This is a genomic window from Deinococcus wulumuqiensis R12, assembly GCF_011067105.1.
GTDB classification, from domain to species: Bacteria; Deinococcota; Deinococci; order Deinococcales; family Deinococcaceae; genus Deinococcus; species Deinococcus wulumuqiensis.
This window is the reverse complement of sequence record NZ_CP049357.1, coordinates 725,767-749,024: the sequence shown is the minus strand read 5'-3', so window position 1 is coordinate 749,024 and position 23,258 is coordinate 725,767. Positions and strand designations below refer to the sequence as shown.

The following is a 23,258-nucleotide window of genomic DNA, read 5'->3' as shown; positions in this document are numbered from 1 at the left end:
CACCATGACCCAGACCCCAGTGCCGCCCTTACGTGACGCTCCGGCCCTCATCGAACGCTGCTTTCCTGTGGCGAAACTGAGTGCTGAAAGTCGCAAGGAGCGGATTTCCGGGGCAGCCCAGCGGCTCACCGGGGTTGGGAAGTGGTGGGGGCGCAAACCGTTGGTGCTGGTCAGAGCCAGCATCCTTGGAGCGCTGCTTCCGGCCACAGATGACCCTCAGAAGGACATCGAGGTTTTTGAACGTCTTCTGGGCATCGATGATGTCAGTGTGCATGAGCGTTCGGGTTTGTCCACCACGAAATTCACCACCTCATCTTCGGATGAAAGGCGAAAAAAAGCCGGGCTGGCTGAGGATTACGACGGGCCCACCGACTGGGCCAGTTGGATGATGATCAACGATCACCTTGGAACGAACGCCTACAGCCTGACGGAACTCATCGCGCAACTGGGGCACCTGCGCTTCGGTGGTACGCCGAGTGTAGGAGACGTGTTCTGTGGTGGTGGTTCTATTCCCTTTGAGGCAGCCCGGCTCGGTTGCGAGACAATCAGCAGTGACCTCAACCCGGTGGCAGGTCTGCTCACGTGGAGCAACCAAGCGCTGCTGTGTGCCAGCCCATCAGACCGGAAACGCATCGAGACGGCTCAGCAGTGGATGTACGAGGAGGCTGACCGTCAGATCACCGAGTGGGGTATCGAACATGACGCTCAGGGCCGGCGAGCCGATGCTTACCTCTGGTGTACCGAGGTACTCGACCCGGAGACGGGCTACATCGTTCCCCTGTCCACCACCTGGGTCATCTCGCCGAAAGACCGGGTAGTTGCTGAATTAGTCCCTGACCACAAGGGGCGACGGTACGACATTCACATCATCAGCAATGCTACCGACGAACAGATGGACAGGGCAAAACAGGGCACCGTGGTGGATCAACACCTCGTTCCGCCGGGCACACCTGACCACCCTGAACCTCAACGGACGTTGCTTTCGCGCCTGCGCGCCCGACATCGTCACGGTCAAGGGTTGCGGCCGTGGATGGTCTCCGAGTTCGGCCCTGCCCCTGATGATTTCTTTCAGGAGCGGTTGTACTGCATTCGTTGGGTCGAGGAAGTTCAAACAGGCCGGAAGGTCAAAACCATCAAGCGTTATGAAGGCGTGACCGAGGCCGATCTCGCCCGCGAAAAAACCTGTGAGAAGTTGTTACTGGAACGCCTCACAGACTGGCAGGAGCGGGGGTATCTTCCCAAGGCGGCCCTTCCGGTGAATGACCGTCAGCGGAACAACCTGCTGGCCGTGCGCGGTTGGACGCACTGGCATCACCTGTTCACGCCACGGCAACTGTTGGTCATCGGGTTGCTCGCTGAGCTTTCTGAAGTCAGTGAAGCGCCTCGTGAATTACTCGCTCTGACGGGGAAGCACACCGACCGGGGAACCAAGCTGTGTCTGTGGAGCCGCGTGACCGACACGCCCACCAACACCTTCACCACGCACGTGCTGGCTCCGGTGTACAACTGGAGCGCACGCGGTCTGAAACTGTTCCGCAGCCTCAGCCTCCCTACCTCCTCGCTGCCCGCCATCCCAGTGAACGTCGAGTTACGGGACGCCCGGACGGCCAACGCACCTTGCTCCCTATGGATCACTGACCCGCCGTATGCCGATGCGATTCCCTATGAGTACCTGAGTGAGTTCTTTCTGGCGTGGTACGGCCAGCGTCTGACCAAGTATTTTCCCGAGTGGTATGCCGATCCCAAACAGGCGCTGGCCTTGCAGGGTAAGGACGCCGCTTTTCACGGTGCCATGATCGAGGTGTACTCGAATCTCGCTCGCCTGATGTCGGAGGGCGGGCTTCAAATCGTGATGTTCACCCACAGGGACGTTCGCCTGTGGGCTGACCTCGGCATGATCATGTGGGCTTCTGGACTCCGCGTATCGGCAGCCTGGACAGTGGCGACAGAAAATACAGAGGGACACCGGGCCGGCAGCGGCGCGGTACAGAGCACTGTCTTGCTGGTGCTCCGCAAACGGGGGGCAGTCGACATGCTCTTCGAGGATGAAATCCTATCGCTGATGGAGCAAGAGGTCGCCGAGCAACGCGCCAGTATGCAAACGCTCGCGGATGCGGGTTTGCAATGGAGCGATGCCGACCTGCAACTCGCAGCTTATGCCGCTGCACTACGGGTCATCACGTCTCATGACATTGACGGGATCGACCCACGGCAGGAACTTCTGAAGGTCAGGCCGAAAGGAGAGGTCTCACCTGTTCACCGCCTGCTTGAGCAGGCTGCACAGGTCGCCAGCCGTGAACTTCTGCCCAGCGGTCTGAATGCGGCTGTGTGGCACGTACTGAGTGCCCATGAACGCTTCTACCTGAAGGCCCTTGACGCCGAGCGCCGACATCGCACCCACCGGGGGCTGTATCAGGAGCTTTCGAAAGGCCTGACCGCCAATCACTGGCAGGAACTCGTTTACGAGAAACGCGGACAGGAACCAAGGGTATTCACGGCCACCGAGTTCGGCGGACGGGGAATGCAAAGCGGGCCGCTGGCGGGCACCTTGCTGCGGCACGTGCTGATGGCGGTCAAACTCACGACTCAAACCGGCGAGCCCGCCAAAGGCGTCGACTGGCTTTTCAAAGAGGTGGATCAATTCGATATGCAGCAGACCCACGCCCTTCACCTGCTCGAATACCTCGGCCGCCAGACTGAACCGCACTGGACAGCTGATGCCGCCAACGCCCGCGTTCTGCGCGGCGCTCTGATGAACGTGGGAGTCTGATGACCATGCAACGCTTCAGTGCCCGGCTGGGCCGTATCGACGAGGACTTCCTGATCCCGCGCCTGACCGGGGCCAGCACGTACGACCGTCTGAGCGGGTACTTCACTTCCTCTGTCCTTCACCTGCTCCGTGAACCGTTCAGCACGGTTGGGCACATCCGCATGGTCTGTAACTCCGACCTAAATCCGGCTGACGTGGCCGTGGCGAAGATCGCCGAAGAGCAGCAACGTCGCCAGTGGCATGCCAGTCGTCCGGAACAGCAACTCCTGCACGCGCCGCCCGAGATGCGTGAACGATTGCGGCTCCTGCATGCCGCGCTGCTCAGTGGACAGGTGGAAATTCGTGTCCTGCCTGATGAAGCCTTCGGGTTCATGCACGGCAAAGCTGGCGTTATCACGAATGGCACGAAGACCTCGTTTATGGGCAGTGTCAACGATACGGCGAATGCCTGGAGTCGCAACTACGAACTGCTCTGGGAGGACGCTTCCCCAGAGGGTGTGGCATGGGTACAGGCGGAATTCGACGCCTTGTGGCACCATCCGCTGGCTGTGCCACTCGCAAGGGCCGTGATCGACGACCTCAAACGCCTCGCGGGCCGCCATAGCCTGACCTTACAGGAATGGCGCGACCTGCTGGGTAACCGACTTGAAGGCGGGGGCTACGATCTGCCGGAAGTGATGGCCCCGCTTATCGAAGCACCGCTGTACACCAAAGAAATGGGCCTGTGGCCCCATCAAAAAGCTTTCATTCACCAGACGGTACTGGCGCACTCTGGGCCTTTTCAGCACGCGAGGCTGCTCCTCGCGGATCAAGTCGGCCTCGGCAAGACCCTGCAACTGGCGGTGAGCGCCGAGATCATCGCGTTGCAGGGGGACAAGCCGGTGCTAATCGCCGTACCCAAGACGCTGCTGAGTCAGTGGCAAGGAGAAATGTGGGAACTCCTGCGGGTTCCGAGTGCCCGCTGGGACACCGAATCGAAAGGCTGGATTGACGAACGGGGACGAATTACGCGTGGGTTCGTGAACTGTCCGCGCCGCATCGCTTTGGTTTCTTCCAACTGGCTTTCTTTCCTTGGGGACAGTGACCATGAGGTCTTCAAGAGGAAATACGATCTGGTCATCCTTGATGAAGCTCACCGCGCCCGCAAGTCCGGGAAAGGCCGACAACGCAAACCCAACAACCTGTACCGCGCTATACAGCGACTCGCTCATCAAAGCCGCAGCGTCCTGCTCGCTACCGCTACACCCGTCCAACTCGACCTGATCGAGGCGCATGACCTGCTGGAGATCCTGTCGGAAGAGGCCCCTGAAGTGCTTGGAGGCCCGTTCTCGCACTGGAATCTCCGCACCGCTGAGGGATTGGAACTGGCGGTAGGCCGTGAAGCCGCGCCCACCGAGTTCATAGAGCAGTGGGCGTGGTACCGCTCCCCTGTCGCTCAAAGCCGGGATGCCCATGGTCGCCTTGACCCGGAACTGCTGGACATCCGCCGCAGCCTTGGCTTACGGGACGGTGAGTACCAGGCTACGAGCGACGGGTACAACCGGCTGAATCCCATCGAGGAACGCAACTTGAGACGTGATTTTGCCCAGTGGATTCGGGACGGTAACCCATACATTCAGCGGATCGTTATGCGTACCCGTAAGGCCCTCGAAGAGCAGGGTCAACTGGAACGCATCGAGGTCAACCTGCAAGGTGACCGGGCGGATGAGGCGGTGCCCGTTGATCCGGAAGTGACGCGCGCCTATGAGATCGCTGAAGAGGTGTGCGACACCCTCGGCAAGCAGTACAACCTGACCGGCTTCGCCAAGACCGCTTTGTTGCGCCGTATCAGTTCAAGCCTTGAAGCCGGGTACATCAGTGTCAGTCGCCTGCTTCAGGGTGAAACCGCGATTCCGGATGAGGAGACCGACGAGGACGAGGATCAACTGACTCCTGAAAATGCGGGCGTCGTTCGCAACCAACTAGAAGAACTCCACTGGATGCTGAGCCGCGTTCGCGGTCATGATCCGAAGATTCGGCTCGCCATCGACCTCCTGAGCGGTGCTTCTCACGCCACCCGTGGTCAACCCGACTGGTTACAGGACGGGTGCATCCTTTTCTCACAGTATCTCGACACGGCCCGCACGGTCGCCGAACAGTTGAGTCGTCATTTCAGGACGACGCGAGTCGGGCTGTACACCAATGAGCAGCAGAGCGGCTATTACGAAAACGGACTCTTCACAGGCTGTGATCGCCAAGTCCTCAAGGAGCAGGTCAGGGACGGAACACTGACCCTGCTGGTCGGAACGGACGCAGCCTCGGAAGGCCTGAACCTGCAACGCCTGTCCAACTTGATCAACATCGACCTGCCGTGGAACCCGACGAGACTTGAGCAGCGCAAGGGACGAATCCAGCGCATTGGTCAAAAGCACTCGACGGTGCGGATCTACAACATGCGTTACCGAGGCTCCATCGAAGACCGCGTGCACCAACGCCTGTCCGAGCGCTTCGGGGATATTGCGGCCCTGTTCGGCTTGATCCCGCAGGTGCTCGAAGACCACTGGGTCGAGTTGGCGAAAGCCGAGGCGAAACGGGTGAAGGTCTTGCTGGATCATGTGGGTGAAGCTGAAAAGACGGCACTTCTGCACCCCTTTGAGCGGGTCCATCAGCAGATTCCTGATCTCGCTTACTGGGATGAATGCACCGCTGTCTTGCAGCACGCTGAAGCCATCTCCCATCTGGAGCAGGGCTGGAATTTCAAGGCAGAAAGATAGAGCTCGAATCATCACCATGTTGGTGGTGAATGACGGCAGCCAAATGGCTGCCGTTTTGTTCGGTCATGCAATGGCTAAGTGAACACCCAGATTCTCCGGGCCTCCTAGAACATATACCTGGTAAAAGTTCAGCACGCTCTCGTACATGCTCCGCTCAGGCCGGAAAGAATCGCTCGGCATCCCTAGCCGCGCCTGCTTACGCTTCTCGGGGTCGAACATCGCTTTAATCAGACTACTGAGCCTGTCGAATTCGTGCGCAACAAGGGTGGGGGCGTTATGGAACGACCATCGACTGAGCGTTGACACCAAGCCGAACAACGTTTTTTCGCTGAGGTGGGATCCAAGGCAGAGGAGCCGGGTAATGATCTCACTAGGACTCGATATGCCCAACAAGTGAGACGGAGCGCTGCGCGCTCCGTTTTTTTTGGCATGTACGACACCAGTTAGGGATGTCACTCCCGTCAGCCACCTTCAATCACCTCTCACCACCCAAGGAAATCACACCATGCTCCTATCCACCGACCAGCACCACGTCAAAGTCCACCGCAAGAGCTACAGCAGCATCAACGCCCTCATCGGAAAGGGTTTCTTCGTCCCAGTTGCCAAGGACGACACAATCAAAGGCATCTGCCCGACCGCTACCTATCGCCTGCAGGACAAGGCCGACATCGCACTGCTTAATGACCGCACACTCACCATCAACGGCGCACCCGTCAACGGCTGCTACGCCCACGTCCCTTCGCCGGCTCACAATGCCCTCGTCGCAGGTAGTCCTACCTACACCGCCTACCCTGGCCTCGATCAGCTGCTTACCTCTGCTCGGACGCCGACTACCTACCCTGATTACCTCACGGCCCTGATTAATGAGATCGTCAAAGAGGGGGCCCAGCCCACGCGGGCTGCTCCGATGACCACGCCGTCGCAACAGTTTCGTGCGCAGTGGCTGCCAGATCAGACCCTGCTCCACCTGACGGCCGGGGGAGATTATTACTGCACGCTCTCCTTCGATGTCCGCTTTACGCGTGTGAGTCGGGTGGCCACGCCCTGCGCTGTGGGACTCGACGTCGGCCTCAGTCCCATCGCCGCACTCCACTATGACGACGGTCGGCCTCAGGTCTTCGCGGCCACGCCGCTCGTGCGCCCTGATATGCAGACGCTCAGTTGCAAGGGCCAGGCCCTGCTCGACGACATCACGTACGCCAGTGGTCGGCAAGACGCCGAGCAGGTCGTGCGCCACCTCGTTTACAGCGCCAGCGAGGTTTTCGCTGAGCACCTCCGGCTCGGAGACATGCACCGCCGCTACGTCTTTACCTCCCGCGACCGCGCTTTGCAGGATTTTCACCAGTCTTGGCTCCCGCAGTATCTCTGGGCCGCCAAGATCCCGTTTTTCCGCGTCGCCTCGGGTTACACGTCCACTGAGTGCCCCAAATGCCGCCACACCAGCCCCAATAACCGTTGCCGCGACCACTTTCGCTGCCAGCAGTGCGGATTCGGGGGTGATGCGCACCTTGTCGCAGCGAGCAACATCCTACGGCGTGGAAGACGTGGAAAGAGGAGATAAGGTTGATTTGTTGCAGGTGGTGCTCTCCCGACAGGGCTGGCGTGCCTGTCAGGCGTTTTACCGCGCTATCGGTCAGACGCCGACCCACCTGCTGCTCTCCGGCCCGGCCCTACTCCTTCTCCTCCTTGCGGATGACGACGCTTATGCCCTCCATGACCTCGCGGGTCAGGGCACCATCATCACCGTCACGCAGGTCACCCTCGATGCTTACGATCTCGACAGCGGTCACCTGCCTGCCTATATCTACGTCGTCCGGGATCTCGAAACTGGCGCCCTCTCGCGGCAGACCGTCTCGCTGCTCTGGCCCTAAATTCCTCGTAGCCCCCTTACATTGGGGGCTTCTCTCATTTCTGGAGTCTCATGACCTCACGTTTACATCGTTACCTTCTGGGTGCACTGGCGTTGCCGCCCGGCCCCGCTACTTCTACCGCTTTCACCACCACCACGATCGAGTCACCCGCCCTCAACACATTTCACCAGCAACTGACGGCCCCCGGATGGTGGGCGACTGGCAACCTGTACGGTCATATCGCCGACGACACCCTGCGCATCACGCACGCGGCGGTAGGCGGTTATCCGGTATGGCGGCCCCTGCCGATCACCGGGGATGACCATTACCAACTCGGTTACCTCGACGCTCTACGGAGCACCGATTCGCGGATCGACTGGGTCGGACACTGGGTCACCCGCCCCGATTCGCAACTGCCGACCATTGCTGAGGCGGGACGCTGGCTTCAAGCAGGCGCAACTCAGGGTCTGTTCACAGCAGTGCACATTCTTCTTGCTGTGGGCTACGTCGATGAGCGTCTCGAGGTCGAGGCGTACCGCATCATCGACGGACGCATTGACCTGCTGCCTGTTCAACTTCCCTGACTACAGCAGGTCGCGCAAGGGCAGTCCCAGACCTCGCGCGATAGCGTCCATGTTGTCCACGGTGATGTTGCGGATGCCCCGTTCGACTTGTGAGAGGTAGCTCCATTCGAGGTTACTGCGTTCCCCGAGATCTTCCAGTGTCAAGCCCTGAGCATGCCGTTCACGGCGCACGGAGGCGGCGAATGTTTTTCGAGACTCGCTCGGTTCGCGGCTCTTGGGTACTTTTGGCACTCTGGGCATTGCCTCAGCGTCGCCCTCCCTTGGCCAGTGCTCCATGTACTTGATATCTTGTTAGTTGATATTCAATTTCTGGGGAGGTCTATATGAAACTTGTTCCATGGCTCTACATTTCGCTCGCCGCCGCAAGTACCGCACAAGCGGCTGACACGTGGCTCTCGGTGAGTGACCTCTGGATTGATGCTCCTACCCAGGCCCTGACGCTGACGTACTCCGCCGACACCGGTTTTCCGGCAGGGCGACGCTACGCCCAGACGACACTCGACTGCCGCACGAGTCAGACCACGTCTCGTGGCTATGTATATTCCGGTTCGCTTGATCCCCAGTATGCGGACGAGGATAAAGGGGCTCCGGCGGCCATCCTGTCGACCAAGTTGCTCAACATCGGCAAAGGTGCCCTGAGTTACAAGGACTTGGGTGCCCAACCACGCTTCTTCTGCCGTAACGGTGTTCTGGTGAGTGACCTGAGCACCTACGCTAAAAGCAACCGAGCGCGCATGTTCGACGTTTCCTACTCAGACAGCAACCTCAATGTGAGTGCGGGGATAGGCAGTGTGCTCATGACCGTACCGGCTTTCACTTTCCGGCGCGAGGACGGAAAACTGGCGACGGCGACCATCGATCTTGAAGTCGCTGGTGATTCACTGGCCACCGCGAAGTCCCTGATCGGTTTCCGCGGAAACGCTCCGCTGTTCCGGCCACGTGAAGCAGTCTTCCTTTTGGAAAAAGACGGTAAGACGCTGCGCCCCCTGATGTACAACGGTCAAGCGCCAGGCCTACGAACGTCTGTCGCCGTTAAGGCGGGAAAGGGAGGTACTGTTCTGACCATCTATTACACCGAGGATTACAACAGCACAGCGTGGCAGAAGGCCGTGGTCGACCTGAGCACCTTCCAGACGTACACAACGAAAACAGGCCGCCCGGCCAACCTCAAATTCGGTCAGTAAGTGCCGGAAACATGGATGAGGGCAGAGAGGCATATACCTATCGTTTTGCAGAGCGTTCAGTGCAAAGGCAACGCCCTCAGCAACCTGTTCGTGCGACATGGTGTCGTGTCGGTCGGAGTGAAGTGGCCTTCATCACTGATCAGCGACAAGTCGCACGCAATAGGTGGTACACGCTGACGGGAGTGATACAAGAGCGTGACAGTAAACAAGGAAGGCGGCGCAGGCTGCCTTCCTTGTTCTGGAGTGAGGGTTTTAGCGGGGCGTGACGGCTTTCCTGTGGTAGTACACGGTGCCGTCGATGATGGGCTGGTCCAGGGGGCTGAGCGGGTAAAACAGGCCGTCACCGTCGACGGCGCAGCCGAGGTCCCTGCTATCACACACGACGTTGATACGGTTCCCGGCGGCCGTGTCGTAGGTGCCGGTCTTGAGGGTGTTGCCTTGGGCGTAGATGACGTTGTTCAGGGTGTACGCGGCGAGGTTGGTGGGCAGGGTGGTGTCGTCGCGGTCGAGCACGACGATGGGCCGGGTGTCGACGTTCTTGAGGGTCTGCACGTAGGCGTCACACAGCTTGCGGCGGGATTCGCTGCTGTCTTTGGCGGTCGCGCAGGCGCTGTAGTAGTCGCTCAGCGTCTTGGGGGCGTTGACGGACTTGTCCCAGCCGCAGGCGGTGAGGTTGAGGCCGAGGAGGGGCAGAAGCAGGGTCAGGGTTCGTGTTATGGTGGGGGCTCCTTTGCAGAGTAGCCTTGTGCCTGCTTACTGCCTGTGGCTTACCGATGTCGACTGTTTGACCATCTGAGCCTTGACTGTAGCGTAGACGTGTCTTCGAGCAGGTCGGGGACCGGGTGGTCCGTGGCCCACAAACGTTGATTGCATACTCATAGGGGATGGCGCCTTTGATGCAAGATTCAAGCCTCGTCGTTGCTGCTGTTTGTTCAGTGACCCGGCAGGCTGAGTCTTTCCGCTGCCAGGCCGCTATGGTGAGGCCACCCATCTCGGTAGCACGCGCCGCACGCGCCTCATGCCTCTCGGGGTTTATGGGACGCCATGTGCTCCAGGGAGCTTGGGCTGGGGCTGGTGGTGTGGGTCCGCCGCGGGGCCACCGCGCAAATGAATCCGAAGGGGAGGAGGTCAAAGACCGACGCAAACCGCCCTGTAGGTAGCACATCTTGCACCATCATGATTTCCCAAAATCACTTCTTTTTACTCTTTGCAAGGGCACGGTACAGCCTCGACTCCCGAATTCCACTGCGCAGTCGGCGGACAGCCTTGATGACCTTGTCGATGGTGGGCCAGCCGAGCCGTTCGAGGGTGTTGTACACCGTGGATTTAGAGACGTGATCTTTTCTAGCCTGCCATGCTTTATAAACGTTGCGCTGATCCTGAGCCGCTCTCACTAGGGTGATGACACTCTGGCGTTCGCGCTCTAAAGCTCGCCTTGTCTTCCACTTCTTCTTGATCAGGATCTGGACTTCCTGAGCTTCCCATTCAGCTTGGCTGATGCTCATGACAGGTTGTGTTTCGACCTTCATGTTCTCCAACACCTTCAAGGCTGCAATCCGTTGAGCGTCGGTCAGCCGTGGAATGAAAAGACCGAACGTTCGGCGCGGCATGCGCTTGAGTCCCAAAGCAATCCGCCGGGCTCGTCCGATCTGCCAGTCTTTCAATGCCGCCCGAAACCCAGGCGGTTGCCGCGGGTCGTCAGCGGGCAGTTGCTGGTTAAAATCTTTTGCACCGACGTGTCCAACCTTGCGCAGGTATTGGGCGAGTTTGCGAGGAGTGCCCAGTTTCGAGCGTCCAGCTTCGCGACTGAAGATGGCAATGACCTCACCTTTGAGATTTTTAATGGTCAGTATGGCTGGGAGCGGCGCATCATCCCGACTCATGATGTGCAGATGCAGTGGATGCGGACCCTCACCTACCTCCACAGTCACCCATGCCGGGTGGCCTGAGCGGGCGCGCTTGCGAAGGGCCTTCCGCATGCGCTGGGCCACACCAAGTAACAGTTCCGGATCAAAACATCTTCCCTTCGTCTCGTCAAGGATCGCGAAATAAAGGGTATGCATCCTACAAGCCCCCACCACATTTAACAGTGAAATGAAGCTGGCTGGGGAATGCAGCAGTTGTCGCTGCACACGGCGCCCTGCTGGGTTTAAGGCGTCCGGCGGGTAATGAATCGGCCCTCCTTGCGGAGGGCCAGACTTTTGGATGCGGGCAGATCTTCGTCTTCCCGCACTCGTAGCGAGGTCCGCCCGCAACAGTTCCCGCAAGCTGTCTTTGGCAGCTGCACTTAGCTGCTCAGTCATACTTCACTGGCCCTCCGCATGAAGCAGTCATCAAGCCACGCTCTGGTGGTCATGCGTTTTCGCTTACCTATCAGGATGGTTCGCAGCTTGTTTGATTTCGCGAACTCGTAGAGCGCCGCTCTCGGATATCCGAATCGCTTGTGGGCCTCGATGAGACTGAAAAACTCATCATTGAAGAATTGCTCTGGCGTTTTCGCGTGGGTCTGCTGCTCTACAGGAGGACTTATCTGCGGTGCTGTTTCACCGTCTGCAGTGGGAAAGTCAAACTCGGACAGGAACGATTGGACGTTGCTGAGGAGTTGGATGGCAGCCAGGATCTGGTTGATGGTGTCTTTGTCGAGTGGGTTTTTTCTTCTCATGAACACAGAATTCCGCGTGTGAGACGTGATTCAGGAAATTCTGATGCCTGTTTCCTGATCGCGTTTTTGCCTCCAGTTGTTAGCTGCTCTGCTACTGAAAACAACGTCAAAATCAGCGGTCCGAGACAGAACTTTTTGGTGCCCGTTTTAGAACGGCGTTGGAAGTATCAGTTCTTCGTGGTAGACCCTGGCACAATGTGGTAATGACACCTAAAAAACAGAAAATGAGTCATCCGTCGAGTCGCCTCCGTTTACTCCGCAAACGCCACAGGCTTTCGCAAAACGAGATGGCGGACCAGATGCAGGTCAGTGTCAACACGTACCGTGAACTTGAGGAGTTTGAGCAGGGTCTCGAAAATGAGCAGAAGTTGCGCGACCGACTCCTCGCTGAAAGGAAAAAGCTGCCTTTCAAAGAAGATGTACATGGGAAAATCATGACGCCGTCATACGCGGCGGCAATTGCTCACATCTTCAAGATGGATATCGAGGAGCTCCTCAACCAGCTTCACCTCGAGCCTGAGGAGGAGCTTGAAATAGATCCCGACGAAATCATTGATGAGGGCCATCAGCCCAGCGCTGACCACGGTGGGCGATATGTTCCCCTCGCGCCTCAGCATGCCATTCACAGCCACGAGTCCCTCAACTTGAGGACGTCGAAAGCGAATGACGAAGCCGAGCAGCTTTCACTTGGATTACTGCGCCTTCCTCCGGATATGGATATTGGCTCAGGCTCGTTTGCTTACGTTTGGACGGACGAGTTTGAGAACAGCCGGGATGCGCTGAACATGGGGGAACTCGTCTTTATTGATGATTCGTCACCAAAGTCCCCTCTCGAAGAGGGCGCCATCTACGTGATCAAGGACAGGGGCGAAGTACTGCTCCGGCGCGCCGCAAAGAATGGAAAAAAGTGGTATCTAACCAGCGACCATTGGAACGCAAGACAGCTGTCTGCCACAGAGCGTGACAGTCGAGTGTATGGGCGGGTATACCGCTACAGCGAGCTGATGCGGCAACACCTGCAGAAGGGAGGCCCTCAGAAGTCGAAGTGACATTCGGTTACTACGGCATATGGCTCACCGCGAAGAAGGTAGAAGAAAGATTGGCTCCCCTGCGGGGAGCAGAAGGAGATAGGCCTTTTCGATAAAGTTCAGGGAAGAGCCTGTGGATGACAATAACTCCACCAGTACGTCTTTCCGTGCTGGTGGAGTTCCCTGAACTGTGGAATCGGCAGGAGAGTAACGATGACGAAAAACAAACGCCGGGGAAACGGCGAAGGCACCATTCGTGAGCGTGTAAGAGATGGCAAGGTGATCGGTTGGGAGGCCCTGATAAGCTATATCGACCTCGAAACGGGTCTAGTGCGCCGCAAATCCCTGTCAGCGAAAACGCGCCCAGCCGTGCTGGCAAGAAAAAAAGCGTTTGAGCAGGAATTGGAGAAACTGGGCGGTCTGCCGAGCCAGGAGCGCACGGTCGCCCATCTGCTGGACGAATGGCTGAACTCGGTGCGCATGCGCGTGGGCCTCAAAACCTTGGAGGACTACACTCGCATCGTCGAGACGCGACTCAAACCCGCGCTGGGAGAAATACCTATCACCAAGTTGAAACTGGTGGATATCGAGAAAATGGCCCGAAAACTCGTCGAGGCCGGAAAACCGAACGAGGCCAACCGTGCAGTGGCTCGCCTGCGGATGGCGCTGTCCTATGCGGTGGAACATGACTGGATTGCAAGTAATGTCGCAGAGCGTTACAAGCCTGTACCAGTGCCCGCAAAGCATCATGGAATATGGCAGCCTGATCAGGTAAGGACATTTCTTGAAGTGATGCAGGGACACAAAGAGCATGTCATGTACACGGTGTTTCTGACGACGGGTATGCGTAGCGCGGAAGTGCGCGGCTTGCGCTGGAAGGACATCAACCTAACCGATAGGACAATCCATGTCCGTCAGCAGTGGCTGGAAGCCGCTAAGGCCTCCGAGAGCCGGTTTGCGCCACCGAAACGGGGCAGTGCCCGTCACATTCATATTCAAGAGGGCCTTGTGCAATTACTTTTGCAGCACAGGGCACGTCAGGAAGCAGAGAGAGCCGAGCTCGGAGAGGCCTGGGTTGATTTTGATCTGGTCTTCCCAAGTGCCATAGGGACGCCGATGCTGTCGACCAACTTGCTTAGGCAGTTCAAAAGGGATACTGAATTGGCTGGTCTGCCGGTCATACGAGTTCATGACATGCGCGACACAGCAGCGTCCGTGATGCTGGCGAGCGGCACACCACTGACGCTGGTTTCCGAGATTCTGGGACATCAGGACACCAGCGTCACCCTAAAAAAGTATGTACACGTTCTTGACCAGCAGCGTGCTGCATATCCCGTCGGACAGGCCATGTATACCGCGAGTGATGAACACAATGACCGATAAACGTGGGCGCAACGCTGGCAGTGGAGGAGGTTGCTAGGTGACAACTACCCTTTTGCCATCCAGTTAAAGCGGAGAGGGTTGGCATTTCTAAAATGCGGCGCTGCTTAGAGCATTTGACATAAGAAGGCTCCAGGGTGTGCGTGAGTGATCCAGCCAAAGATGTCCCGCAATGACACTGCGGCAAGGCCATCCCAGATCGCTTGAATCAAGGTCTCCACCTCACGGAACTCACCGGCACGAATCCATGCTTTGAGCTTGGAAAACATCATCTCAATCGGGTTGAAATCTGGACTGTAGGGCGGCAGAAAGAGGAGCGTGCATCCACGCTCCTCGATGAACGTCCTCACACCCTCACGGTGATGAGCTGAGAGATTGTCCAGGACAACGACCTGTCCAGGTGTCAATGTCGGACCCAACACTTCACGGACGTACCACTCGAACACAACGCCATTGACCGACCCTTCGACGACCAGCGGGGCAGTGGCCCCGCTGCACTGCATCGCACAAATCAAAGTTTGGTTCGTGCCCCAATTCCGTGGTGTACGCCCGATTGCCCGTTGACTGCTCGGGGCACGACCGTACAGACGGGTCAGTGCCGTGTTAAAGCCGCATTCATCGAGAAAAACGAGTCTTGCAGGACTGAGGAGGAGCGAAGCAATCTCATTTTGGAACTGCGTTCGCAGTTCCTCACTCCGTTCGCTGGCGACCAGCGTTTTTTTTATGCGTGATGTGGTGACGCTGGAAAACACGGTCAACGGTTCGGTAGGAGATCTTCAAACCTGTGGCTTCGTGAAGCATGCGAGCATGCTCCTCCAAAGTTGCGTCTGGATGGCTATCGAGTTGCTCAAGAAGCTTCGCTTCATGTTCCGCTTGGACGGTACGCGGGCGTCCAGGCGGAGAGATACGCTGTTCAAGCGTCCCCTCCTGCATCTTCTTGAGGTAAGTCCGAACTGTGATGTGCGCAACCTCATACTGACGGGCGACCTCAGTGATGGTCGCTCCCCGCTGCACACTGGCGACAATCCGCTCCCGTAGGTCGTTCCCATACCCAGCTGCCCCAACAACTTTCATAGCCTCATTATGTCAAATGCTCTAGAGCGAGTCTTTTCCCACCCGACTGGTAGTGAAGCGAAGAAGAGGGAGACACAATTCGCTTCTTCCCATTTGTCTATGAGTCCCGTGACCTGCCCTGCCTTAATCAGCAGGGCAGAAATTTTCCCAAGCTTTTCCAAGTCATTCTTGAATTTGCTGAAATTTCCCCTAAATTACAAGATTGTACCTCATAAATATTATGTTTTTGCTTCTATTATTTTAGGTGAAGAGGAATTAGATATCTGGAGGCTACCTGAATAAAACAATATCTTAGAGGACACACTTGGTAACCAGAGAGTTACCTATATAAGCGACTACGAAGCTATATGTAAAGGAGAACAAATGTCGAATAGAGATTTGATTGCTAAGGAGATTGAAAGATCTATAGAGGAGATAAGAGGAATCCCCAAGCTTGCTGCGGTTAGGACTTTCCGTATCACCATAATGATTCATGAAAATGGGCGGCTCTCGGCCTGGTACCACAAAGGCCTTATTAGAGAGCGCTTTGAAAATGATAGTGATCGTTCGGTCGAATTCAGTCCGCTCGTCAGTGGTGACAAGATCGCCGATTTCGTTAGAAAGTATTCTTCCCTCTTTCAAAAGGTTTCTGAGGAAACCGTTAGCATGGGAGAGCCCGGGAAAGGTGCGGTGCTAAGTCCAAAAGGCAAAGCAGCAATAAGGGAAATCCAAGTATTGGCTTGGGAGATGGAGCCTGATCTGTATCCTGTTGATCCCTGCTGCTTTTATGCCTTGGACGGGTACCGTGAAAGGCTGCGTTCCCAAGCATCGTTAGATGAGGCTCTTAAAGTAGCGACTGGAATTGCTGAAGAATATACTTCTAGATTCCCTAATGCAGTGTTCGATCCTTATACAGTGGAAGAATGTGTGAGGTGCATTTGGCACTTTAATTCGTGATGTCCAACGGTTCCACGGCAAGAGTTTTCGTTCGTTAAACTATCCGGGCAAGGCTCACCGTGGGACCCCCTTTTATTTTCCCACTGTATCTAAATCAATTAAATGCGCACTACTTTGTATGAATGACTCGCTCCATGAGTGGAAGATTCAGTACACTCACGGGTGAGCTGCCTGACGCCCGCGTTACCCTCACAGAACGGACATCATGACCGTAGAGGATTAGGCGGGCGCAGCAGCAAACCGGCATCCAGGGACAGGAAGAAGCGTTGCGGTATGACCGCTGTCTGGTTGACACGTTTCTCATCGGTGACGAACTCAGCAGCAGCCTGCGCCTGGAGGCTGCTGAACTTGATCTGCCTCTGGCATCCGGAATCTCAAATGCGGGGAAAGCGCCGGAGCTTCACGATGCGTCATTGCCTCAAGCCGGGATAAGCTTTATTGGGCGGTCCGCTGAACTGACGGAACTGCACGACTTGCTCCACGACCTGCACAGCCGGCTGCTGACACTCGTCGGTCCCGGCGGCATCGGTAAAACAAGACTCGCTCTGGAATTGGCCCGGCAACTTCAGGACGAGTCGGTGACGTACATGGACCTGCAACAGGTGGATGATCCGATCCTCGTCCCCACGGCGATAGCGCTGAAGTTGAAGCCCAGTTCCACGCCCAACGCCCTGGAAATCCTTCGAAACGCCCTTTCCGACAGTGCTCACGTGATCTTGCTCGATAACTTCGAACAGGTGCTCGACGCTGGAAACGTTCTGACAACTCTACTTGAGGCCTGTCCAAAAGCGAAGTTCGTGGTCACTTCCCGTAAGCGACTGGCACAACCCTCGGAAGTCCTTTACCCGGTCGACGGCCTTCACTTTGCTGAGGAGGCTTCGGACGCGGTGAAGCTGTTCAACAGTCGGGCACGGCAGGCCAATGCCCGGTTCCGACCCAGCCCAGGCAACCTGACTTTCATTTTGGAAATCTGCCGCCTTGTCGAAAGTTCTCCTCTCGCTATCGAATTGGCGGCCGCGTGGCTTCGTTCTGTTCCGGTCGAGCAGATCGCGGCGGAGTTGCAGCGGGGGCCGGAGCTGCTGGAGGAGGGTGTGGGAAAAGGACGAAGGAGTTTGCGAGCCATCTTCGAGGAGTCGTACAAGCGGCTGAACGAAAAGGAACGTGAACTCCTGAGCAGTCTGAGCGTTTTCCGAGGCGGCTTCACCCGGGCGGATGCGCTGCAAATGATGGACGCGCCCCTGCGAACCCTTCTGGGACTCGCCGACGCGGCGATGCTTCGTCTGACACCGCAAGGCCGTTATGTCCACCACCCAGTCCTTCAGCACTTTGCCCGCGAGAAGCTGCTTGAAGCTCCGACTCGGAAGGCGGCGTTGGAAGACGCCTTCCGAGTCGGAGGAGCGCCGCGGCTTGGCAGGACTATTACTCTGGACAGAACCAAGAAGGTTCGGCGAATTGGGGACTTGAGGAGTACGACAACATTCAAGCTGCCCTGAAATACGCTGAAGCGCATGGGCAGGTTGAAGCGGCACTGGACATCCCTAGATTCCAGGCCAAAGAGTGAATCAACCGTGGCTTGATGGAAGAGGGGGTCACGCGCCTTTCCAAACTGCTGTCCCTGACCCAGGATCAATCCACCGTTGCCTATCGGTGGGCCGCTCTGACCCGCCTGCAACTTCAAGTTTGTCTCGGGACACTCAATCCAGAATTTCCGGAGCAGTTGGAAGAAACCATTTCGTTAGCCCGCTCGGCTGGTGACTTGGCTTGTCTGGCTGAAGCACTGAATGTGAGTGGCGTCGTCAAGGCCTACAGCGGCCTCTTTGAAGAAGCCGTCCCTCTCTTTGAGGAGGCCGTGGAAGCAGCCAGTGCGTCTGGTTACCATTACGGACAAGTGGCTGCGCTCAACAACATCGGTGCCATGTTCAGCAACGTCAATCAGTTCACTAGAGCGAAACACGTCCTCGCTCAAGCTGTTCACTTGGCCAGTGAGCATCATTTTGACTCTGTTCTTGCGGCCTTAGCGCTTCTGAACACCGAGGTGCAGATCAATGTGGGTGATCACCGAGTAGCCGAGGAAGCATGCCAGGTTGCCGAAGCGCTGTTCCAGAAACTGGGCAGCCGACGCGACCTTGGCTTCGTGGCGCTGTTACGTGGGATCATTGCTTTGTGGCAGGACGTGCCGAGTGTGGCGCGAATCAACGGCAATTTTGAGCGGGCAGAGCAGCACTTCCAGGAGGCAGAACGTCTTCTGAAACCTGGCGCCGTTGGCCAACAGATGGACCTTCTTCGACCTGGGCCGGTAGATGTTCTGATCGGTCGGGGGCAATGGGCTGAAGCCCGCGAGCAACTGGAGCGAACGCTGGCTAAAGCGGTGGAAGACGATGATCAGGTAGCGGTGATGAATGCTCACTTTGCACTGGGCCGTGTCGAACATGGAGAACAGCATTACCTGGAAGCCCTCCTGCACTTTCAGACGATGCTCGGGCTGACGCAGTATGAACTGGCCCAGGTCGAGGGCTTGGAGGTCGCTACGGCCACCGTCAGCCGACTTGGCTATCGGGAGATGGCAGCCAGTATCTGGGGAGCTACAGCACGCTTCCGAGAGCAAACCGGGCTGGTGCGACAACCGTACTTTGCTGAACCGCATGATAGAGAACGGCAATGGACACGACAACAACTGGGACAAATGGCCTTCGATGAGGCGTTCACCCAAGGCAAAGCCATGTCCTTGAAGGAGGCTGTGGGGAGGTTGCTTTCACTTCAATGCACTAAAGAGGGGCAGAGTCACCCGAGCCATGGTGTTCAGCCTCTGAACTGAACTTGAACCGGAGCCCGTGAATTCGACGGCTCGGCGTCGTCCTGCGGGTCTGTTCTCGCCACAGGAAGCCCGAAAACCACACGTCACCTCAACACTACGAATTGTGGCAAAACTGTGGCACAGCCCGTTTGGTGGTACACCTATTGCAAACCAGTAAAGCAAAAACCCCGCGCTGGGCGGGGCTTTTTCTTGGAGCCGAGGGTCGGACTTGAACCGACGACCTACTGATTACGAATCAGTTGCTCTACCACTGAGCTACATCGGCAGGGCCTGCACCTGACTTTTCAGGCTCAGAGAGTATAGAAACGCCTTCCCAGGGTGTCAACCACATCCGCCGTTCTCCGGGCGTCTCATCTTCTCTTCAGGGCACCTTGACCCTTATGAAAGGGGCGCAACCTCCGGCGAAATTGCCACGTAATGTGGACTGTAAGGAGGCACCACCATGACCATTTTCGACCGTCTGTCCCGTCTGCTCCGCGCCAACGTCAACGACATGATTTCGAAGGCCGAGGACCCCGCTAAGATTATCGACCAGGCCCTGCGTGACATGCGCAGCGCTTACGCCGATGCCCGCAACGAAGTCGCCGGGGCGATGGCCCAGTCGGCCAAGCTGGAGCGCGAGTCCGGCACCAACGGCAAGCTCGCCGCCGAATACGAGAAGAAGGCCGAGGAAGCCCTGCGCGGCGGCTCGGAAGACCTGGCCCGCGAAGCGCTGCGCCGCGCCCAGAACCACAAGGACCTCGCCAAGGGGTTCGACGAGCAGCGCACCATCCAGCAGAGCACCGTCGACCAGCTCAAGACCCAGCTGCGCGCCCTCGAAGCCAAAATCGACGAGATGGAATCCAAGAAGACCCTGCTCGCCGCCCGACAGAAGACCGCGCAGGCCGGGGCCACCCTCGACCGGGTGTCGGGCTTCGACAAGGCCGGAGGCGCGATGGACGCCTTCAACGAGATGGAGCAGAAGGTCGCCGGTATGGAAGACCGCAACCGGGCGATAGGCGAACTGCGCAACGAAAACGACTTCGACGCGCAGCTCAAGGACCTGGGGCGTGACCGTGACGTGGACGACGCCCTCGCCGCACTCAAGGCCAAAGTTCAGGGCAGCAACCAGAGCTGATACGGATTCCGCTTAATTCCTGCACAGTCGGGAAAGCGCCGCCTGTGCATCCATATCGCAGAATCCGTATTTTTTCCTACTCGCATCCGCTCGGATTGAATCTGAAACTACCAGATTCAATCGGAATCCGTATGAGTCTCTTTGCCCGAATGGACCCCTCGCCCGGTGCGTGGGGTCCGTTTTTCGTCTCGGTGTGCCATGTCCCTGCACGCTTTACCGGGAGCTGACACAATGGGGCCATGACGTTTTCCCGTTTCCTGAGCGCGGGCACCCTTGCCCTGCTGGGGCTGCTCTGCTCGTGTGCGCCGCGCACCGCGCCAGCGGCGGCCCCGGTTCGCGCCAGCACGCCGGTCAGCAGCGTGTCGTTTTATCCGCGTGAGGCCGGGCTGGTCTGGACCTACCTCCCCGAAGGCGAGGACGCCAGCGCCACGCCCTACGTCCTGCGGGGGCTGGGACCGACCATCTTCAGCGGCGTGACCGTCACCGCCTCGCAGCTCAGCGGGCGCGGCGCCGACCAGACGTGGTACCGCCTGCACGACAGCGGCGGCGTGCGCCTGCTGGGGTTCCACAAGCCCGGCGTGACCGTTTCGCTGCGCCCCGCGTGGCAGGAATACCCCAGTGAGACTGCCTGGAAGGTCGGGCTGGTGTGGCAGGGGCAGTCGGCCATCACGGTCGCCAGCGACGACGGCAAGGTGCAGGCGCAGGGCACCCTGAAGTACCGCTACGAGGTGCAGGACCGCCGCGAGGTGAGGACCCAGGCAGGCACGTTCGACGTGTGGGTCGTCACCCGCCAGATCAGCGACGACGTGGGCGGCCTCTTTCCCGCCACCGAGCAGCTGTGGTTCGTGCCCTACGTGGGCGAGGTCCGCACCCCGGAGGGCCTGCTGCTCACCTCGCGCAATTTCGCCCCGAAAGGAGGCGTGCGATGAACGAACTTCCCGGCACGTCCAGTACACCGCTGCTGGACCAGATTCACGGCCCCGCCGACCTCAAGCGTCTGTCGCGTGAGCAGCTTCCCGCGCTGAGCCACGAGTTGCGCGAAGAAATCGTGCGGGTATGCTCGCGGGGCGGGCTACACCTCGCGTCCTCGCTGGGGGCCGTGGACATCATCACCGCGCTGCATTACGTGCTGGACTCGCCGCGTGACCGGATTCTGTTCGACGTGGGGCACCAGGCCTACGCCCACAAAATCCTGACCGGACGGCGGGGGCAGATGGCCGACATCAAGAAGGAAGGCGGCATCAGCGGCTTTACCAAGGTCTCCGAGTCCGAACACGACGCGATTACCGTCGGGCACGCCTCCACGTCCTTAGCCAACGCGCTGGGCATGGCGCTGGCCCGCGACGCGCAGGGCAAGGACTTTCACGTCGCTGCCGTCATCGGGGACGGGTCGCTGACCGGCGGGATGGCCCTCGCCGCACTGAACACCATCGGCGACATGGGGCGCAAGATGCTGATCGTCCTGAACGACAACGAAATGAGCATCTCGGAAAATGTCGGCGCCATCAACAAATTCATGCGCGGCCTACAGGTCCAGAAGTGGTTTCAGGAGAGCGAGGGCGCAGGCAAGAAGGCGGTGGAAGCCGTCAGCAAGCCGCTGGCCGACTTCATGAGCCGCGCCAAGAACTCCACCCGGCATTTTTTCGACCCCGCCAGCGTCAACCCCTTCGCCGCGATGGGCGTGCGTTACGTCGGTCCGGTGGACGGCCACAACGTGCAGGAACTGGTGTGGCTGCTCGAGCGCCTCATCGACCTTGACGGGCCGACCATCCTCCACATCGTGACGACCAAGGGCAAGGGCCTGAGCTACGCCGAGGCCGACCCGATCTACTGGCACGGTCCGGCCAAGTTCGACCCCGCGACGGGCGAGTACGTGCCGAGCAGCGCGTATTCGTGGAGCGCCGCCTTCGGGGAAGCCGTGACAGAGTGGGCGAGGACCGACCCGCGCACCTTCGTGGTCACGCCCGCCATGCGCGAGGGCAGCGGTCTGGTGGAATTCAGCCGGGTTCACCCCCACCGCTACCTCGACGTGGGTATCGCCGAGGAAGTCGCGGTGACGACGGCGGCGGGCATGGCGCTGCAAGGGCTGCGGCCCATCGTCGCCATCTACTCCACCTTCCTGCAACGCGCCTACGACCAGGTCCTGCACGACGTCGCCATCGAGAACCTGAATGTCACCTTCTGCATCGACCGTGCGGGCATCGTGGGGGCCGACGGCGCGACGCACAACGGCGTGTTCGACCTCAGCTTCCTGCGCTCCATCCCCGGCGTGCGGATTGGCCTGCCCAAAGACGCCGCCGAACTGCGGGGGATGCTCAAGTACGCGCAGACGCACGACGGCCCCTTCGCCATTCGCTACCCGCGCGGCAATGCGGCGCAGGTGCCTGCCGGAACGTGGCCCGAGATGAAGTGGGGCGAGTGGGAACGGCTGCGGGACGGCGACGACGTGGTGATTCTGGCGGGCGGCAAGGCGCTCGACTATGCCTTGAAGGCCGCCGAGGACCTCCCCGGTGTGGGCGTGGTCAATGCCCGCTTCGTCAAGCCGCTGGACGAAAAGATGCTGCGCGAGGTGGCGAGCAAAGCCCGCGCCCTGATTACGGTGGAAGACAACACCGTGGTCGGCGGCTTCGGCAGCGCGGTGCTGGAGGCCCTGAACGCCATGAACCTGCGCCCTGGCGTGCGGGTGCTCGGCATTCCCGACGAATTCCAGGAACACGCCACCACCGAGAGTGTCCATGCCCGCGCCGGAATCGACGCGCAGGCGATTCGGACGGTGCTGGCCGAACTCGGGGTGGACGTGCCGATTGAGGTGTAGGGGAAGAGGTGGAGGGAAAAGAGTGGAGGGTGGGGGGGCTTTGGCAGCGGCTGGCCCCTCCGCCTTTTTGGTGACGCACCGGGGAGAAGGGGCGGGTAGGCTCGGGCCATGCGAAAGGTGCTGATGCTCGCGGCCTTCATCCTGGGAACGGCGCAGGCGGCGGAGAGGCTGGTCGGGCCGCCGTTGCCCGGCTGTTATACGGATTCCGCTTAATTCCTGCACAGTCGGGAAAGCGCCGCCTGTGCATCCATATCGCGGAATCCGTATTTTTTCCTACTCGCATCCGCTCG

At 58.7% G+C, this 23,258-nt stretch carries 19 protein-coding genes and 1 tRNA gene; 14 read left to right on the top strand and 6 right to left on the bottom strand.

From position 1 onward, the window contains the following. The first annotated feature begins 4 nt into the window (after positions 1-4). From G6R31_RS03645 to G6R31_RS03625, 5 genes are all read left to right on the top strand, one after another. The gene (locus tag G6R31_RS03645; protein ID WP_017869317.1) at positions 5-2,770 is read left to right on the top strand and encodes a DUF1156 domain-containing protein; all 2,766 of its coding nucleotides are present in this window, start codon (positions 5-7) and stop codon (positions 2,768-2,770) included. Beyond that, the gene (locus G6R31_RS03640) at positions 2,770-5,523 is read left to right on the top strand and encodes a helicase-related protein (RefSeq protein ID WP_017869316.1); all 2,754 of its coding nucleotides are present in this window, start codon (positions 2,770-2,772) and stop codon (positions 5,521-5,523) included. Before G6R31_RS03645 ends, G6R31_RS03640 begins: the two co-directional genes overlap by 1 nt. A 505-nt stretch (positions 5,524-6,028) precedes the next feature. Then, a complete protein-coding gene (locus tag G6R31_RS03635; RefSeq protein ID WP_025566590.1) occupies positions 6,029-7,084 on the top strand; it encodes a zinc ribbon domain-containing protein in 1,056 nt (351 codons plus the stop codon). Continuing rightward, a complete protein-coding gene (locus tag G6R31_RS03630) occupies positions 7,068-7,394 on the top strand; it encodes a hypothetical protein (protein WP_152423457.1) in 327 nt (108 codons plus the stop codon). The genes G6R31_RS03635 and G6R31_RS03630 overlap by 17 nt, the downstream gene beginning before the upstream one ends. A 50-nt stretch (positions 7,395-7,444) precedes the next feature. Continuing rightward, a complete protein-coding gene (locus tag G6R31_RS03625) occupies positions 7,445-7,957 on the top strand; it encodes a hypothetical protein (RefSeq protein WP_017869313.1) in 513 nt (170 codons plus the stop codon). Here the strand turns inward: G6R31_RS03625 and G6R31_RS17015 are convergent, their stop codons facing one another. Continuing rightward, a complete protein-coding gene (locus G6R31_RS17015) occupies positions 7,958-8,197 on the bottom strand; it encodes a helix-turn-helix domain-containing protein (RefSeq protein ID WP_025566588.1) in 240 nt (79 codons plus the stop codon). 83 nt (positions 8,198-8,280) lie between these two features. Between G6R31_RS17015 and G6R31_RS03615 the strand changes: the two genes are divergently transcribed. Next, positions 8,281-9,141 carry a hypothetical protein gene (locus tag G6R31_RS03615; RefSeq protein WP_017869311.1) on the top strand — a complete coding sequence of 287 codons (861 nt, stop codon included), beginning with the start codon at positions 8,281-8,283 and terminating at the stop codon, positions 9,139-9,141. Between the two features lie 252 nt (positions 9,142-9,393). On the opposite strand, the gene G6R31_RS03610 is transcribed toward G6R31_RS03615, so the two are convergent. From G6R31_RS03610 to G6R31_RS03600, 3 genes are all read right to left on the bottom strand, one after another. Continuing rightward, on the bottom strand, positions 9,394-9,693 hold the full coding sequence (locus tag G6R31_RS03610) for a hypothetical protein (protein WP_017869310.1): 300 nt from the start codon (positions 9,691-9,693) through the stop codon (positions 9,394-9,396). A 638-nt stretch (positions 9,694-10,331) separates the two neighbouring features. Beyond that, a complete protein-coding gene (locus G6R31_RS03605; protein WP_164993958.1) occupies positions 10,332-11,204 on the bottom strand; it encodes a hypothetical protein in 873 nt (290 codons plus the stop codon). 236 nt (positions 11,205-11,440) lie between these two features. Beyond that, complete coding sequence (locus G6R31_RS03600) at positions 11,441-11,803, bottom strand: hypothetical protein (RefSeq protein ID WP_152423455.1); 363 nt, start codon at positions 11,801-11,803, stop codon at positions 11,441-11,443. A 203-nt stretch (positions 11,804-12,006) separates the two neighbouring features. On the opposite strand from G6R31_RS03600, the gene G6R31_RS03595 reads away from it, so the two are divergent. Together G6R31_RS03595 and G6R31_RS03590 are read left to right on the top strand one after the other, a co-directional pair. Beyond that, the gene (locus G6R31_RS03595; RefSeq protein WP_152423454.1) at positions 12,007-12,852 is read left to right on the top strand and encodes a helix-turn-helix domain-containing protein; all 846 of its coding nucleotides are present in this window, start codon (positions 12,007-12,009) and stop codon (positions 12,850-12,852) included. A gap of 192 nt (positions 12,853-13,044) precedes the next feature. Continuing rightward, positions 13,045-14,214 (top strand): site-specific integrase, encoded by a 1,170-nt coding sequence (locus G6R31_RS03590; RefSeq protein WP_017869304.1) that lies wholly within the window; start codon positions 13,045-13,047, stop codon positions 14,212-14,214. A 104-nt stretch (positions 14,215-14,318) separates the two neighbouring features. Here the strand turns inward: G6R31_RS03590 and G6R31_RS03585 are convergent. Next, positions 14,319-15,285, bottom strand: a protein-coding gene (locus tag G6R31_RS03585; RefSeq protein WP_152423453.1) for an IS630 family transposase whose coding sequence is annotated in 2 segments (ribosomal slippage) — positions 14,319-14,933 and positions 14,935-15,285 — 966 coding nt in all. Because the reading frame shifts where the segments join, the coding sequence is not laid out codon by codon here. A 363-nt stretch (positions 15,286-15,648) separates the two neighbouring features. Here G6R31_RS03585 and G6R31_RS03580 point away from each other — a divergent pair. The 3 genes from G6R31_RS03580 to G6R31_RS03570 all read left to right on the top strand — a co-directional run bounded on the left by G6R31_RS03580 (position 15,649) and on the right by G6R31_RS03570 (position 19,036). Further along, a complete protein-coding gene (locus tag G6R31_RS03580) occupies positions 15,649-16,221 on the top strand; it encodes a hypothetical protein (protein ID WP_152423452.1) in 573 nt (190 codons plus the stop codon). A 266-nt stretch (positions 16,222-16,487) separates the two neighbouring features. Then, the gene (locus tag G6R31_RS03575; protein ID WP_025566583.1) at positions 16,488-17,714 is read left to right on the top strand and encodes an ATP-binding protein; all 1,227 of its coding nucleotides are present in this window, start codon (positions 16,488-16,490) and stop codon (positions 17,712-17,714) included. 83 nt (positions 17,715-17,797) lie between these two features. Continuing rightward, positions 17,798-19,036, top strand: a complete 1,239-nt coding sequence (locus tag G6R31_RS03570; protein WP_017869301.1) for an ATP-binding protein — start codon at positions 17,798-17,800, stop codon at positions 19,034-19,036. A 190-nt stretch (positions 19,037-19,226) separates the two neighbouring features. Here G6R31_RS03570 and G6R31_RS03565 read toward each other — a convergent pair. After that, positions 19,227-19,301, bottom strand: a tRNA-Thr gene (locus G6R31_RS03565). Between the two features lie 177 nt (positions 19,302-19,478). Between G6R31_RS03565 and G6R31_RS03560 the strand changes: the two genes are divergently transcribed. From G6R31_RS03560 to dxs, 3 genes are all read left to right on the top strand, one after another. Further along, positions 19,479-20,153, top strand: a complete 675-nt coding sequence (locus G6R31_RS03560) for a PspA/IM30 family protein (protein ID WP_017869300.1) — start codon at positions 19,479-19,481, stop codon at positions 20,151-20,153. Positions 20,154-20,392: 239 nt separating this feature from the next. Further along, positions 20,393-21,082, top strand: a complete 690-nt coding sequence (locus G6R31_RS03555) for a hypothetical protein (RefSeq protein ID WP_017869299.1) — start codon at positions 20,393-20,395, stop codon at positions 21,080-21,082. Further along, on the top strand, positions 21,079-22,968 hold the full coding sequence (gene dxs, locus G6R31_RS03550) for a 1-deoxy-D-xylulose-5-phosphate synthase (protein ID WP_017869298.1): 1,890 nt from the start codon (positions 21,079-21,081) through the stop codon (positions 22,966-22,968). The genes G6R31_RS03555 and dxs overlap by 4 nt, the downstream gene beginning before the upstream one ends. Positions 22,969-23,258: the final 290 nt, after the last annotated feature.

What these genes read in the sequence shown, in the direction of transcription:
- G6R31_RS03645 (WP_017869317.1), top strand. Translation starts at nt 5, where the DNA reads ATGACCCAGACCCCAGTGCCGCCCTTACGTGACGCTCCGGCCCTCATC.
- G6R31_RS03640 (WP_017869316.1), top strand. Translation starts at nt 2,770, where the DNA reads ATGACCATGCAACGCTTCAGTGCCCGGCTGGGCCGTATCGACGAGGAC.
- G6R31_RS03635 (WP_025566590.1), top strand. Translation starts at nt 6,029, where the DNA reads ATGCTCCTATCCACCGACCAGCACCACGTCAAAGTCCACCGCAAGAGC.
- G6R31_RS03625 (WP_017869313.1), top strand. Translation starts at nt 7,445, where the DNA reads ATGACCTCACGTTTACATCGTTACCTTCTGGGTGCACTGGCGTTGCCG.
- G6R31_RS17015 (WP_025566588.1), bottom strand. Translation starts at nt 8,197, where the DNA reads ATGCCCAGAGTGCCAAAAGTACCCAAGAGCCGCGAACCGAGCGAGTCT.
- G6R31_RS03615 (WP_017869311.1), top strand. Translation starts at nt 8,281, where the DNA reads ATGAAACTTGTTCCATGGCTCTACATTTCGCTCGCCGCCGCAAGTACC.
- G6R31_RS03605 (WP_164993958.1), bottom strand. Translation starts at nt 11,204, where the DNA reads ATGCATACCCTTTATTTCGCGATCCTTGACGAGACGAAGGGAAGATGT.
- G6R31_RS03600 (WP_152423455.1), bottom strand. Translation starts at nt 11,803, where the DNA reads ATGAGAAGAAAAAACCCACTCGACAAAGACACCATCAACCAGATCCTG.
- G6R31_RS03595 (WP_152423454.1), top strand. Translation starts at nt 12,007, where the DNA reads ATGACACCTAAAAAACAGAAAATGAGTCATCCGTCGAGTCGCCTCCGT.
- G6R31_RS03590 (WP_017869304.1), top strand. Translation starts at nt 13,045, where the DNA reads ATGACGAAAAACAAACGCCGGGGAAACGGCGAAGGCACCATTCGTGAG.
- G6R31_RS03580 (WP_152423452.1), top strand. Translation starts at nt 15,649, where the DNA reads ATGTCGAATAGAGATTTGATTGCTAAGGAGATTGAAAGATCTATAGAG.
- G6R31_RS03570 (WP_017869301.1), top strand. Translation starts at nt 17,798, where the DNA reads ATGGAAGAGGGGGTCACGCGCCTTTCCAAACTGCTGTCCCTGACCCAG.
- G6R31_RS03560 (WP_017869300.1), top strand. Translation starts at nt 19,479, where the DNA reads ATGACCATTTTCGACCGTCTGTCCCGTCTGCTCCGCGCCAACGTCAAC.
- G6R31_RS03555 (WP_017869299.1), top strand. Translation starts at nt 20,393, where the DNA reads ATGACGTTTTCCCGTTTCCTGAGCGCGGGCACCCTTGCCCTGCTGGGG.
- dxs (WP_017869298.1), top strand. Translation starts at nt 21,079, where the DNA reads ATGAACGAACTTCCCGGCACGTCCAGTACACCGCTGCTGGACCAGATT.